This is a genomic window from Pseudomonas monteilii NBRC 103158 = DSM 14164 (assembly GCF_000730605.1).
Lineage (GTDB): Bacteria > Pseudomonadota > Gammaproteobacteria > Pseudomonadales > Pseudomonadaceae > Aquipseudomonas > Aquipseudomonas monteilii.
In genome coordinates this window covers 1-13,226 of the sequence record NZ_BBIS01000035.1, presented here as the reverse complement: position 1 = coordinate 13,226, position 13,226 = coordinate 1, and the positions used below count along the sequence as shown (strand labels likewise).

At 62.3% G+C, this 13,226-nt stretch carries 10 protein-coding genes and 3 pseudogenes; 9 read left to right on the top strand and 4 right to left on the bottom strand.

Annotated elements, in window-relative coordinates:
• Nucleotides 1–14: 14 nt before the first annotated feature.
• Genes dgcB through etfB form a run of 3 tightly spaced genes read left to right on the top strand, consistent with a single transcriptional unit; the run spans nt 15 to nt 3,980 of the window.
• Complete coding sequence (gene dgcB, locus PM2_RS18340) at nt 15–1,967, top strand: dimethylglycine demethylation protein DgcB (RefSeq protein ID WP_016714514.1); 1,953 nt, start codon at nt 15–17, stop codon at nt 1,965–1,967.
• Complete coding sequence (etfA, locus tag PM2_RS18335) at nt 1,967–3,199, top strand: electron transfer flavoprotein subunit alpha (protein WP_016714515.1); 1,233 nt, start codon at nt 1,967–1,969, stop codon at nt 3,197–3,199. Before dgcB ends, etfA begins: the two co-directional genes overlap by 1 nt.
• A gap of 10 nt (nt 3,200–3,209) precedes the next feature.
• A complete protein-coding gene (gene etfB, locus PM2_RS18330; RefSeq protein WP_016714516.1) occupies nt 3,210–3,980 on the top strand; it encodes an electron transfer flavoprotein subunit beta in 771 nt (256 codons plus the stop codon).
• A gap of 118 nt (nt 3,981–4,098) precedes the next feature.
• On the opposite strand, the gene PM2_RS18325 is transcribed toward etfB, so the two are convergent.
• A complete protein-coding gene (locus PM2_RS18325; RefSeq protein ID WP_016714517.1) occupies nt 4,099–4,308 on the bottom strand; it encodes a S1 domain-containing protein in 210 nt (69 codons plus the stop codon).
• Nucleotides 4,309–4,991: 683 nt separating this feature from the next.
• On the opposite strand from PM2_RS18325, the gene PM2_RS30220 reads away from it, so the two are divergent.
• Nucleotides 4,992–5,858 carry an RHS repeat-associated core domain-containing protein gene (locus PM2_RS30220; RefSeq protein WP_080578122.1) on the top strand — a complete coding sequence of 289 codons (867 nt, stop codon included), beginning with the start codon at nt 4,992–4,994 and terminating at the stop codon, nt 5,856–5,858.
• A gap of 35 nt (nt 5,859–5,893) precedes the next feature.
• Here PM2_RS30220 and gbca read toward each other — a convergent pair whose 3' ends face one another.
• On the bottom strand, nt 5,894–7,186 hold the full coding sequence (gene gbca, locus PM2_RS18320) for a glycine betaine monooxygenase oxygenase subunit (protein ID WP_016714518.1): 1,293 nt from the start codon (nt 7,184–7,186) through the stop codon (nt 5,894–5,896).
• 295 nt (nt 7,187–7,481) lie between these two features.
• Between gbca and gbcB the strand changes: the two genes are divergently transcribed.
• Nucleotides 7,482–8,582 carry a glycine betaine monooxygenase reductase subunit gene (gbcB, locus tag PM2_RS18315; RefSeq protein WP_028699080.1) on the top strand — a complete coding sequence of 367 codons (1,101 nt, stop codon included), beginning with the start codon at nt 7,482–7,484 and terminating at the stop codon, nt 8,580–8,582.
• A gap of 182 nt (nt 8,583–8,764) precedes the next feature.
• Here gbcB and PM2_RS32105 read toward each other — a convergent pair whose 3' ends face one another.
• Together PM2_RS32105 and PM2_RS32100 are read right to left on the bottom strand one after the other, a co-directional pair.
• Complete coding sequence (locus tag PM2_RS32105; RefSeq protein ID WP_406669825.1) at nt 8,765–9,628, bottom strand: methyl-accepting chemotaxis protein; 864 nt, start codon at nt 9,626–9,628, stop codon at nt 8,765–8,767.
• Nucleotides 9,620–10,375: pseudogene (locus PM2_RS32100) on the bottom strand (MCP four helix bundle domain-containing protein); the annotation flags it as partial. The pseudogene PM2_RS32100 and the gene PM2_RS32105, both read right to left, overlap by 9 nt.
• A gap of 292 nt (nt 10,376–10,667) precedes the next feature.
• Here PM2_RS32100 and PM2_RS18305 point away from each other — a divergent pair.
• The 4 genes and pseudogenes from PM2_RS18305 to mcpH (PM2_RS32090) all read left to right on the top strand — a co-directional run.
• A complete protein-coding gene (locus tag PM2_RS18305) occupies nt 10,668–10,895 on the top strand; it encodes a hypothetical protein (protein ID WP_016714521.1) in 228 nt (75 codons plus the stop codon).
• Nucleotides 10,892–11,194, top strand: coding sequence for a cell division protein ZapA (locus PM2_RS18300; protein WP_016714522.1), 303 nt, complete (start codon nt 10,892–10,894; stop codon nt 11,192–11,194). Before PM2_RS18305 ends, PM2_RS18300 begins: the two co-directional genes overlap by 4 nt.
• A 139-nt stretch (nt 11,195–11,333) precedes the next feature.
• A pseudogene (gene mcpH / locus PM2_RS32095) lies at nt 11,334–12,407 on the top strand (methyl-accepting chemotaxis protein McpH); the annotation flags it as partial.
• A gap of 126 nt (nt 12,408–12,533) precedes the next feature.
• Nucleotides 12,534–13,226: pseudogene (mcpH, locus tag PM2_RS32090) on the top strand (methyl-accepting chemotaxis protein McpH); the annotation flags it as partial.

The following is a 13,226-nucleotide window of genomic DNA, read 5'->3' as shown; positions in this document are numbered from 1 at the left end:
TGTGGGAGCCTCCCATGTTGAACACCCTTCTACCCATCCTGCTGTTCGCTGCCCTTGGCCTGGCAGTGCTCGGCGCCCTGCGCCGGGTGCGCATGTGGCGGCGAGGCCGGCCGTCCAAGGTCAACCTGATCGGTGGCCTGCTGGCCATGCCGCGCCGCTACCTGGTGGACTTGCACCACGTGGTCGAGCGCGACAAGTACATGTCCAAGACCCACGTGGCCACTGCGGGCGGCTTCGTGTTGTCGGCCGTGCTGGCGATCCTGGTGCATGGCTTTGGCCTGCAAAGCAAAATCCTCGGCTACGCGTTGCTGGTGGCCACCGTGATCATGTTCAGCGGCGCCATCTTTGTCTTCAAGCGCCGCCTCAACCCGCCTTCGCGCCTGTCCAAAGGGCCGTGGATGCGCCTGCCGAAGAGCCTGATGGCGTTCGCCGTAAGCTTCTTCATCGCCACCTTGCCGGTCGCTGGCATCCTGCCCGCCAACACCGGTGGCTGGGTGATGGTCGGCATCCTTGGCCTGGGCGTGCTGTGGGGCGTGTCGGAGCTGTTCTTCGGCATGACCTGGGGCGGCCCGATGAAACACGCCTTCGCCGGTGCCCTGCACCTGGCCTGGCACCGCCGCGCCGAACGTTTCGGGGGTGGCCGCTCCACCGGCCTCAAGCCGCTGGACCTGGAAGACCCGAACGCGCCGCTGGGCGTGGAAAAACCGGCGGACTTCACCTGGAACCAGCTGCTGGGCTTCGATGCCTGCGTGCAGTGCGGTAAATGTGAGGCCATGTGCCCGGCCTTTGCCGCTGGCCAGCCGCTGAACCCGAAAAAGCTCATCCAGGACATGGTCATCGGCCTGGCCGGTGGTACCGACGCGCAGTTCGCTGGCAGCCCGTACCCGGGCAAGCCGATCGGTGAGCACGGTGGTCACCCGCACCAGCCGATCGTCAATGGCCTGGTCGATGCCGAAACGCTGTGGTCGTGCACCACCTGCCGTGCCTGCGTCGAGGAATGCCCGATGATGATCGAGCACGTCGATGCCATCGTCGACATGCGCCGCCACCTCACTCTGGAAAAGGGCGCCACCCCGAACAAGGGCGCCGAGGTGCTGGACAACCTGATCGCCACCGACAACCCTGGCGGCTTCGCCCCTGGCGGGCGCATGAACTGGGCTGCTGACCTGAACCTGCAGCTGTTGTCCGAGGTGAAAACCACCGAAGTGCTGTTCTGGGTCGGTGATGGTGCCTTCGACATGCGCAACCAGCGCACCCTGCGTTCGTTCGTCAAAGTGCTGAAGGCCTCGGGCGTGGACTTTGCCGTGCTCGGCCTGGAAGAGCGCGACAGCGGCGACGTGGCCCGTCGCCTGGGCGATGAAGCGACCTTCCAGCAACTGGCCAAACGCAATATCCAGACCCTGGCCAAGTACAAGTTCCAGCGCATCGTCACCTGCGACCCGCACAGCTTCCATGTGCTGAAGAACGAGTACGGCGCACTGGGCGGCGAGTACCAGGTGCAGCACCACAGCACCTACATCGCCGAACTGATCGCGGCCAACAAGCTCAACCTCGGTCAGCACAAGGGCGGTAGTGTCACCTACCACGACCCGTGCTACCTGGGTCGCTACAACGGTGAGTACGAAGCCCCGCGTGCAGTGTTGAAGGCGTTGGGGATCGAGGTCCGCGAGATGGAGCGCTCGGGCTTCCGTTCCCGTTGCTGCGGCGGTGGTGGCGGTGCGCCGATCACTGACATCCCGGGCAAGCAGCGTATCCCCGACATGCGCATGGACGACATTCGCGAAACCGAGGCCGAGCTGGTGGCCGTGGGTTGCCCGCAATGTACCGCCATGCTCGAAGGTGTGGTCGAACCGCGCCCACAGATCAAGGACCTGGCCGAGCTGGTGGCCGACGTGCTGATCGAAGAGGAATCGCCCGCCGCCCCAAAGCCGCAAGCGGCCAAACGTGAACCTGCGGAGGTGCACTGATGAGCGACATTATCCGCCGCGACCCTCGCGCCGAGTGGATCGCCCGTAACCGTCTGCACCCGCTGCATGCGGCCATGCAGACGCAACAGACCAGCTGGATGGGGCCCAACGGCCTCATCCGCAAGAACCCCCATGCGATTGCCGCAGGCTTCATCGGCCCGGCCGGCATCAAGCGCATTGATCGCAGCGGCGCCCAGCAGGGCACCGGTGTGGGCGGTCGGCGTACGGCGGCGGCAGAGGTCAAGTTGCCGTTGCACCAGGTGCCGGCGCCGGCGTTCTACATTGCCGTGGTGCCCGACATGGTCGGTGGCCGCCTCAGTAGCCACGACCGCGACCTGCTTGGCCTGGCCCACAGCCTGGCTGGCAGCGATGGTGCGGTATTGGCGGTGGTGTTCAACGAACACAAGGAAAGCAACTTTTCCACAGCCGGCGTCGACCGCCTGCTGGTCATCGAAGGCGAGGCCTTCGAGGGTTATGCGCCAGAGCAACTGGTGCAGGGCTTGCGGGCTGTGGATAACCAGTTCACCCCGCGCCACTGGCTGCTGCCCGATAGCCGCACCGGTGGCGGCGAGCTGGGCCGGCGCCTGGGCGCAGCGCTGGGCGAGCGCCCGGCAACGCGGGTGTGGCAGGTCAAGGACGGACAGTGCATCGGCCGCGCCGGTGCCGGCCAGCAAGACCTGCAACGCGCCGTACCACGCCTGATCCTGGCGGCGGCCGAGTGCGCCGAGCCGGTCAGCGAAACCCGTCACGAAGCGCTGCCGGTGGAGTTGTCCACAAGCGTGGCGCGCAGCCTGTCGCGTATCGAAGACCTCGGCTCGGTGGCCGTGGACCCGGCCACCATTGCCATGGCCGAGGCTGAGTTCATCGTCTCGGGCGGTAACGGGGTCAAGGACTGGGACCTGTACCACAAGGCTACCGCTGCCTTGGGCGCCACCGAAGGCGCCTCGCGGGTGGCGGTGGACGACGGCTTCATGCCGCGCAACCGCCAGGTGGGTGCTACCGGTACCTGGGTGACCGCACGGGTCTACGTGGCTGTGGGTATCTCGGGCGCGATCCAGCACCTGCAGGGCATTGGCGCCTGCGACAAGGTGGTGGCGATCAACATGGACCCTGGCTGCGACATGATCAAACGGGCCGACCTGTCGGTGATTGGCGACAGCTCGGCGATTCTCAAGGCACTGATCGAGGCTGTGGACAACTTCCGCAGCGGCGGCCAGCGCGACGCGGCATAAGGGCACGAGCATGAGTACGAAAGTGATCAGCCTGGTATCCATCGGTGCCCACCCAAGCTCTGGCCGCGCCCGCCGCGCCGAGCAGGATGCCCGCGCGGTGGAGCTGGGTTTGCAGCTGGCTGGGGAAAACTTGCAGGTGGTGCACGCCGGCGACCCGCGTGAAGAGGCATTGCGCGCCTACCTGGGCATGGGCCTGGACCACCTGGACGTGCTGGAGCAGCCGGCTGGCGCCGATGTACTGGGCGTGCTGGGGGACTACCTGCGCGATGCCGGGGCACAGCTGGTATTGACCGGCAGCCAGGCCGAGACCGGAGAGGGGTCGGGCATGCTGCCGTTTCTGCTGGCGGAAAAGCTCGGCTGGCCGTTGATCGTGGGGTTGGCCGAGGTGGAGTCGATCGACAACGGCACGGCCCAGGTGCTGCAAGCGTTGCCGCGTGGTCAGCGGCGTCGGCTGAAAGTGCGCCTGCCGTTGCTGGCGACTGTGGATAACGCAGCGCCCAAGCCACGGCAGAGTGCCTTTGGGCCTGCACGCCGGGGTGTGCTGGCGGCGCGTAATGTGGCCATCGTCGAGGACGACCTGCTGGCCGATGCCGAGTTGCAACCGGCCCGTCCTCGCCCCAAGCGCCTGAAGGTGATCAAGGCCAAGAGCGGTGCGGACCGGATGAAAGCGGCGACGGCCAAGGCCAGTGGCGGCGGTGGCAAGGTGCTGAAGGATGTTTCACCGCAGGAAGGCGCCGAGGCGATCCTCAAGCTGTTGGTAGAAGAAGGTGTGCTGCGCTAAAGCCTTTAGCCTTTACTGGCCTCATCGCCGGCAAGCCAGCTCCCACAGGATCACCACTGCCTTCGGGTTTAGTGGAATACCTGTGGGAGCTGGCTTGCCGGCGATTGGCCCTGACAGGCTAATGACGTCCCCAGGCCACATTGAACGCCCAGTAGCCCAATACCTCGGTCACAGGATTGAATGACACCCGCATCCCCCTCGACAACGCCACATTCACCGCTGCGCAGCGTAGAACCAGGTATTCCCGGGTTTGACCTTCGGCGCTGATAACCCCAATCCCCCGCCCTTCATCGAACCACTTCACAGTGCCCTCCTGGCGGCTGTGCATAAGTCACTCCTGGATAATGACAAAGTAGTAACCATTACCCCATCACATTGCGGTATTTGACGAAACTGGCAGAAATATCAGGTACCCCTCCGTTTTGCCCACGGAATCTGTTCGCCAAGGTGTGGATAAAGTGTTGGCGCATGGCTGTGGGCCTTATATAGCGGGCGTTACAGAGTTTTGATCATAAAGTGATCAGCGCTGATGTGGCTCCTCAGCTACAGATTCGCGTCACTCTGTCTGCTTTTGCCCACAATCGCTGTTAGCGGGTCTGTGGATAATCTGTTCGGCACTACCTGAAAGCCGCGCAGATCATGGCTTGTGAGGGATTGGCTAAAAAACGATCAAATTGGCGCGAATGTCTTCTGATCCACGATTATCAAGATCTTGAATCGCTTATCCACAGAACGAACGCTGCATGGCTGCGTTTTGCTCACAAACTCTGTTGGTGTCTCTGTGGACAACGTGTACGGAGTAGCCTGCAGGCCTTTGGGGCCAAGGCCTTTACCGGTTTGATCAAATATTGATCAGATGATCTGGATTTTTGCTCAAAGCGGCGCAAAGCCAATCCTCCACCGGTCTCTTCACAACCTGTGAATAAGTTGCGGGCACCTGTCATTACTGTCAGTTCGCAGCGCTGCTTGCAGCTGTTAGGGTTAGCCATCACAAACGGTCGGGCCCTTACCATGCACCATACCCTGCAAACATCCATGCGAACCCGGGCAGGCGGGGTTGCCAGGTCTTATCTACCCTACGGTGCCCGCGGATTGGACGATGCCGCGTCGCTCGCATTTACCGGGCAGCCTGTCGATCCTCTGACCGGTTGCTACCACCTGGGTAATGGCCGGCGAACATACAACCCGGTATTGATGCGCTTCCAATCCCCCGACTCATTCAGCCCATTTTCCATCGGCGGGCTGAATGCCTATGCCTATTGTGATGGCGATCCAGTCAACCGGTCAGACCCAAGTGGGGCAAGTTGGCTAAGCAAATTGATAAGTGGCATTAGCATGCTTTCAAGTTCGGTCACCATGGGCGGTGCCGTTACGCGAACAGCCAGAAACGTGGTCAATCGCCTGGAAAGCCAACATTCGCGTTCCCTCTTTAGCCCGCCGAGCCTCAGGTCACGGGTAGGCAACACTGCCTTTTTCTACACAGGGGCAATGGGGGTGGGAGGCACTGCGTTGAGCGGTGTTGAGCAAGGGTGGATAGGCAATGTGCTGACGAGCAACGGCCGTCGACTGGGGCTTGGTAATGCGGTGGGAAACATTACCGGTGGTCTTTCCTCAAACGCCGAGGCGGCGCAGGCCGTATGGCGCGGGATTGGGCGGCCAGGCGTGTCTGCGGGCAGGGTTGCGTGGGAAACGGTCTATGAAGTTACCGGGGCAAGGTTGGTGGTTGAAGGGGCTTCATATTTATGGGGAAGCGCAAGGGCATTAGGGGCGCGGATAAGCTCAGCCTATGGCGCAGCTGCGGACGCTTGGCGTAGCTGGGGTGCCGGGCAAACCCCGAGTGCACCCCCTACGACACCTATGGAAGAAATCAGGCGCTGACACGGCGCTGTGCCGTGCCAGCGGGATGGGGCGTGTTACTGCGCCTTAACCTCTTTCAGGTATGGGGCAGGCTCTGCGCCCAAGTTGGCCAATACGCGGTCGCTGTACCAGTCGATGAAGTTCACCACGCCAAACTCGTAAGTCTTCGAGTACGGCCCAGGCTGGTACGCGGTGGAGTTGATCCCACGCTGGTTCTCTTCCGCCAAACGGCGGTCCTGGTCGTTGGTGGCGTCCCACACCTTGCGCATGCGCTCTGGGTCGTAGTCCACACCTTCCACGGCGTCTTTGTGCACCAGCCACTTGGTGGTGACCATGGTTTCCTGGGCGCTGATCGGCCACACGGTGAACACGATCATGTGGTCGCCCATGCAGTGGTTCCACGAGTGCGGCAGGTGCAGGATGCGCATCGAGCCCAGGTCTGGGTTCTTGATGCGGCCCATCAGCTTCTGGCAGGCCTGCTTGCCGTCCATGGTCATCGATACAGTGCCCTTGAGCAGCGGCATGCGCACGATGCGGTTACGCAGGCCGTGGCTCTTGTGCAGGTACGGAATTTTCTCGGCTTCCCAGGCGGCGGCCGAGGCGGCCACGTGGTCCTTGAATTCCTGGCTGGCGCGCGGGTCGTTGGTGTCGTCCCACTCCAGCAGGGTTTGCAGCAGCTCCGGGTGCGAACCGCTGCAGTGGTAGCACTCGCGGTTGTTTTCCAGCACCAGCTTCCAGTTGGCCTTTTCCATCAAGGTGGTTTGCACCGCCACCTTGGTGTTCTCCATGTCGTACGGTTCCATGTAGTGTTCCAGGGTGGCCAGGAACTCGTCGATGGCAGGCGGGTTTTCCGCCAGGCTGATGAAGATGTAACCGCCGGCCACCTTCACGTTCACCGGCTTCAGGCCGTACTGCTTCATGTCGAAGTCGGCGCCCATTTCGGTGCCGGCGAACAGCAGGCGGCCGTCCAGCTCGTAGGTCCACTGGTGGTAATGGCACACCAGCTTGGCCACCTTGCCTTTGTCGCTGACGCACAGGCGTGAGCCGCGGTGGCGGCAGACGTTGTGGAAGGCATGCACCTTGCCTTCGGCGCCACGCACCACCAGGATCGGGTTGTTGCCGATCTGCAGGGTGATGTAGTTGCCTTTCGCCGGGATTTCGCAAGTCATGCCGGCGATCAGCCATTCTTTCTGGAAGATCTCCTGCATGTCGATCTGGAACAGACGCTCGTCGGTGTAGAAAGGCTGGGGCAGCGAGTAGGTGCGCTCGCGGGTTTGCAGCATCTCGGCGGTGGCCTTGCGTGCTGGCTCCAGTGGATCGCCCAGGCTCAGGTTTGCGGTGACGTCCATCGTGTATTCCTCGGGGCCGTGTGCGGCCGGCAAAAGGTGGCTAATCGTTGTTGTGGTGCCGCAAGGCTGCTTATCAAGAAACAGCGTGTTTATTTGCCGTGGAGTGTGCGTCCGAAGCCGCCGCGAACCGTATCCATGGGCGACATGGCCGATTTGAATTACGACGCGCCAACCCTTGTGGCGCGGGGCTGGTCGCGATAAGCACGCCGATGTCGCTGGCAGGAATGTACGCAGCCGCAAGCTTGCGCATTATCCAAGCCATAAAAAGCCCAATAGTCGGCTGCTGGAGATGAACATGTCCGATACCTTCCTCAATCCGGTCACCACCCAGACCTGGGCCAACGGCCGCCACATCGTGCGCTGCGTCAAGGTCATCCAGGAGACCTGGGACGTGCGCACCTTCTGCTTCATGGCCGATCAGCCGATCATGTTCTTTTTCAAGCCCGGGCAGTTCGTCACCCTGGAGCTGGAGATCGAAGGCAAGCCGGTGATGCGTTCCTACACCATCTCCAGTTCACCGTCGGTGCCCTACAGCTTCTCGATCACCGTGAAGCGTGTGCCGGGCGGCCTGGTGTCCAACTTCCTGCACGACACCATGCACGAAGGCGCCGAGCTGCCGGTGCATGGCCCGGTGGGGCTGTTCAATGCCATCGATTTCCCGGCGGGCAAGGTGCTGTACCTCTCGGGCGGCGTGGGCATTACCCCGGTCATGTCGATGGCACGCTGGTTCTACGACACCAACGCCAACGTCGACATGGTGTTCGTACACAGCGCCCGCTCGCCGAAGGACATCATCTACCACCGCGAGCTGGAGCAGATGGCCTCGCGCATCCCCAACTTCAGCCTGCACATCATTTGCGAGAAGCATGGCCTGGGCGAGCCATGGGCGGGGTATCGCGGTTACCTGAACCAGCGCCTGATGGAACTGATTGCCCCGGACTACATGGACCGCGTGGTGTTCTGCTGCGGCCCGACGCCTTACATGACGGCGGTCAAGCGTATGCTCGAAGCGGTTGGCTTCGACATGAAGAACTACCACGAGGAATCGTTCGGTGCGACCCCACCCGAGGCCAAGGCCGATGCAGTGGAGCACGCCGAGCAGGCGGCCGATGCACCGGAGCTGGATGTTTCCGACCTCAACCTGGTTGAGTTCATCGGCAGCGAGAAGAGCATTCGCATTGCCCCGGGCGAAACCGTGCATGCGGCGGCGGCCAAGGTTGGCTTGATGATCCCGAAAGCCTGCGGCATGGGCATTTGCGGCACCTGCAAGGTGCTCAGGCTGGGCGGTGAGGTGGAGATGGAGCACAACGGCGGTATTACCGAAGAGGACGAAGCCGAGGGCTATATCCTGTCGTGCTGCAGTGTGCCGAAGGGGGATGTGCGGATCGATTACTGATCCACTGATCCGAGATTGCAGGGGCTGCTTCGCAGCCCATTCGCGGGACAAGCCCGCTTCCACAGGTTCTCTACTCAGCCTGAGGGCAGTCCAGGCTCACCGTAACCGTTAAACCAGCGCAGATCCTGTGGGAGCGGGCTTGCCCCGCGAATGGGCCGCAAAGCGGCCCCAGATGCTTCAGGTCAGGTGCGGAAGCGGGCTACCAAGCCATTGAGGTCTACGGCCAACCTAGACAACTCCGCACTCGCCGCACTGGTCTGATGCGCCCCGGTAGCACTCTGTACCGACAGGTCATTGATGTTCACCAGGTTGCGGTCCACTTCCCGTGCCACCTGCGCCTGTTCTTCCGCCGCGCTGGCAATCACCAGGTTACGCTCGTTGATCTGCGCCACCGCCCCGGCAATGGTATCCAGCGCCATGCCCGCGCCCCGGGCGATGTTCAGGGTGGATTCGGCGCGTTCGGTGCTGGTGCGCATCGACTCCACCGCTTCTTCCGTACCGCCCTGGATGCTGCCGATCATCCGCTCGATTTCGCTGGTCGACTGCTGGGTACGGTGGGCCAGTGCCCGCACTTCATCCGCCACCACGGCAAAACCACGGCCCGCCTCACCGGCTCGCGCTGCCTCGATGGCGGCGTTCAGTGCCAGCAGGTTGGTTTGATCTGCCAGGCCACGGATCACGTCGAGTACCTTGCCGATGTCACGCGACTGTTCGGCCAGGTGGGTAATCAGTTTGGCAGTGGCTTGCACATCACCGCTCATGCGCTCGATGGCACCCACGGTCTCCATCACCAGGTCACGACCGTCGCCGGTGGAGCGGCTGGCTTCACTGGAGGCTTCAGAAGTGCTCACGGCATTGCGTGCCACTTCTTCGACAGCACTGGTCATTTCAGTAACGGCTGTGGCGGCCTGTTCAATCTCGTTGTTCTGCTGTTGCAAGCCACGGGCACTTTCGTCGGTGACGGCATTCAGCTCTTCGGCTGCCGAGGCCAGCTGCGTGGCCGAGCCGGCAATCTGCTGCAGGGTGTCGCGCAGCTTGTCTTGCATGCGGGCCATGGCGCGTAGCAGGCGGGCGGCTTCGTCGGTGCCTTCGGCGCGGATGATATGGGTCAAGTCACCGTCGGCAACCTGTTCGGCGCTCTTGAGCGCCTCTTCGATCGGCTTGACGATACTGCGGGTCAGCAGGAAGGCACAGGCGAAGGTCAACACGGTAGCGGCCACCAGCAGGCCGATCACCAGGGCGAAGGCCGCAGCATACTGGTTGGCAGCCTTCTCGTTGGTGGCGCGGGTCTGGTCCGTGTTGATGCGCACCAGGGTGTCCATGACCTTGTTGATCTGCTCTGAGTTGGCCAGCAGATCACGGTTCAGCAGGGCGCGCAGCTCGTCCAGGCGGTCGGCCTGGCTCAGGGTGCGCATGCGCGACTCCAGCTGGCGGTACTGGTTGAGCAACTGGCCATACTGGTCGAACGCGGCCTGTTCGTCGGCGGCGCCGATCATGGGCAGGTAGGCCTGGCGTGCGCGGTCGATCTGGCTGTTGCGTTGGTCCAGCAGGTTGAGGGTTTCGCGCTGGGTGTCCGGCTCGCGGTTGAGCAGCAGGCGGTAGGAGAGGGTGCGCATACGCAGGTTCAGCGCGGTGAGCTCGTCGAGGATCTTGATGCTGGGCACGCTGACCTGCTCGATAGCCACGCCGGCTTGGCGGATGTTGCCCATCTGTATCAGCGAGAAGACACCAAGGCCAAGCATCAGCAGGCCGATCAGCGCGAAGCCCAGCAGCGCGCGCGGGGCGATATTCATGTTGCGTAGAGACATGGAGAGGAGGGTCCAGGCAAGGGGAAATAAGGTGCGTAAAGTGCGACAAAACATGACTTGCCGGGCTATCGGTCGTGACTGGCCAGTCTTGAGTGCGACCGGTGAAAATTGTGAGGTGGCTAACCTTTTCCTGACCGGCGGTTGACGCAGGTCGGAACAAGGGGGCCGTTACCCTGTCAATCTGCGGGTTCGACACCTTATGAATCTGATATTTAATGGCGATGGGCGGCACTTTTCTTTATCGTGTGCGCCCCTCGCAACAACCTGAGATAGACCCATGCTGGAAGCTTCCCTGAATCAAATCGAGCAACTGGTCAGCGACCTGATGCAGAAAAACGCTCAACTCACCGAGCAGAACGCTACCCTCGGCACGCAATTGGCGCAGGCCAAGGAAGAGAACGAAACCCTGCAACTGTCGCTGATGGAGCAGGAAGAGAAAAACGGCAGCACCGCTGCCCGCCTGCAGGCCCTGGTTGATCGCGCCAGCGCTGGCGTCGGCGCATGAGATTGCACGAGCAGCCGGTCAATGTCGTGTCGATTCTCGGCATCGACTATTCGATCAAGGCGCCCGAAGGCCAGGAAGAAACCCTGGCCCAGGCGGTGCGGATGCTCAACACCGCCCTGAACGAGACCAAGCGTCAGTACCCGACCCTGATCGGCGACAAGTTGCTGGTGCTGGCTGCCCTTAACCTGTGCTCAAAGCAGGTTGAACTGCAGAAAGAACACCAGCAAACCCTGGCACGTACCCAGGCGCAGATCGACGCCACGGTGGACGCCATCGTGCGGACCATTGCCGAGCAATAACGGCCTGATACCGAGATCCCTGTGGGAGCGGGCGCGCCCGCTCCCACAGGATTCGTGTTGTTGTTCTAGATCACTGGATTAACTGGATACGCAAGTGTATACACTTCTCGCAAAACAATAATGTGCGGGGAGTAGGGGCATGCGTATCTGGCGTAAAAGCATCCAGTGGCAATTGATCACCAGCATGGGCGCCGCCCTGCTGGCCAGCATCCTGGTGGTGGTCATCATTTTCACCGTGGCGCTCAACCGCCTCACCGATCGCTACCTGGTCGACACTGCGCTGCCGGCCAGCATCGAAGCCATCCGCAACGACATCGAGCGCATGCTCGGCCAGCCGCTGGTAGCTGCAGCAGACATTGCCGGCAACACCCTGCTGCGCGACTGGCTGGCTGCTGGCGAAGACCCCGCCCAGGCCCCGCAATTCATCGAATACCTGGCCGCCGCCAAGCAGCGCAACAAAGCCTTCACCACGCTGTTTGCCTCGACCGAAACCGGCCATTACTACAACGAGAATGGCCTGGACCGCACCCTTGACCGCAGCAACCCCAAGGACAAATGGTTCTACGGTTACATCGACAGCGGCGCCGAGCGGTTCATCAACATCGACATCGACGGTGCGACCGGCGAGCTGGCGCTGTTCATCGACTACCGCGTAGAAAAGCAAGGCCAATTGGTGGGCGTGGCCGGCATGGGCCTGCGCATGACCGAACTCTCGAAGCTGATTCACGACTTCAGCTTCGGCGAACACGGCAAAGTATTTCTGGTGCGTAACGATGGCTTGATCCAGGTGCATCCGGACGCTGCCTTCAGTGGCAAGCGCCAGCTTGCCGAGCAGCTTGGCACGGACGCAGCCAAGGGCGTCATGACGGGAAGCGAAGGCCTGCGCAGCAGCCGTTTCAGCCGCGACGGCGAACGCTACCTGGCGCTTGGCTTGCCCCTGCGCGACCTCAACTGGACCCTGGTGGCCGAAGTGCCAGAGTCGGAAATCTACGCGCAAATGCACCAGGCTGTCTGGCTGACCAGTCTCATCGGTGGTGCCGTAGCGTTGGTGTCGCTACTGCTGGTGGTGCTGCTGGCGCGTGGTCTGGTGCGACCAATCCGTCGCGTCACTGCGGCATTGGTGCAGATCGGCAGCGGTGCGGGTGATCTCAGCCACCGCCTGGATGATGCACGCCAGGACGAACTGGGTGACCTGGCCCGTGGCTTCAACCGCTTCCTCGACAGCCAGCGCAGCCTGATCGGCGAGGTGTTGCAGACTTCCGAACGGCTGCATCGGGCGGTTGAGCAGGTGACTCAGGTGGTGGATAACACGGCCGAGCGTTCCGGGCGGCAGCAGGAGATGACCGAAATGGTCGCTACCGCCGTGCATGAGATGGGCCTGACTGTTCAGGACATTGCCCGCAATGCTGGTGATGCGGCGCAGGCCTCGCAGTCGGCACGGGATGAGGCCTTGCAGGCGCGTGAAGTAGTGCGGCGTTCGATTCAGGGGATCGAAGGTATGTCTGGCGACATCGGCAAGGCCGCTGATGCCGTCAGCCAGTTGGCCGATGAAGTCGCCTCGATCGATGAAGTGCTCGCAGTAATCCGTAGCATCTCTGAACAAACCAATTTGCTGGCGTTGAACGCTGCCATCGAGGCCGCACGGGCAGGGGAGATGGGGCGCGGGTTTGCCGTGGTGGCCGATGAGGTGCGTACGTTGGCCAGACGTACACAGCTGTCCACCGACGAAGTGCAGCAGATGATCCAGCGCCTGAAGCAGGGCGCGGGTTCGGCGGTGAGCTCGATGCAGGCGGGGCAGCAGGCGACTGGCAGTGGTGTGGCATCGAGCCAGCGCACCGGGGCGTCGCTGGGTGCAATTACCGACCAGGTGGAGCACATTAGCGACATGAACCATCAAGTGGCTACGGCGACGGAAGAGCAGTCGGCGGTGACTGAAGAGATCAACCGGACAGTGCAGGGGATTTCCGACTTGGCGCGGGAGACGGCGGCGGAGGTGCAAGGGTGTCGCGAGGAGTGCCAGGCGCTGCGTGGC

Coding starts and splice junctions, on each gene's coding strand:
- dgcB (WP_016714514.1), top strand. CDS start 15: ATGTTGAACACCCTTCTACCCATCCTGCTGTTCGCTGCCCTTGGCCTG.
- etfA (WP_016714515.1), top strand. CDS start 1,967: ATGAGCGACATTATCCGCCGCGACCCTCGCGCCGAGTGGATCGCCCGT.
- etfB (WP_016714516.1), top strand. CDS start 3,210: ATGAGTACGAAAGTGATCAGCCTGGTATCCATCGGTGCCCACCCAAGC.
- PM2_RS18325 (WP_016714517.1), bottom strand. CDS start 4,308: ATGCACAGCCGCCAGGAGGGCACTGTGAAGTGGTTCGATGAAGGGCGG.
- PM2_RS30220 (WP_080578122.1), top strand. CDS start 4,992: ATGCACCATACCCTGCAAACATCCATGCGAACCCGGGCAGGCGGGGTT.
- gbca (WP_016714518.1), bottom strand. CDS start 7,186: ATGGACGTCACCGCAAACCTGAGCCTGGGCGATCCACTGGAGCCAGCA.
- gbcB (WP_028699080.1), top strand. CDS start 7,482: ATGTCCGATACCTTCCTCAATCCGGTCACCACCCAGACCTGGGCCAAC.
- PM2_RS32105 (WP_406669825.1), bottom strand. CDS start 9,628: ATGCAAGACAAGCTGCGCGACACCCTGCAGCAGATTGCCGGCTCGGCC.
- PM2_RS18305 (WP_016714521.1), top strand. CDS start 10,668: ATGCTGGAAGCTTCCCTGAATCAAATCGAGCAACTGGTCAGCGACCTG.
- PM2_RS18300 (WP_016714522.1), top strand. CDS start 10,892: ATGAGATTGCACGAGCAGCCGGTCAATGTCGTGTCGATTCTCGGCATC.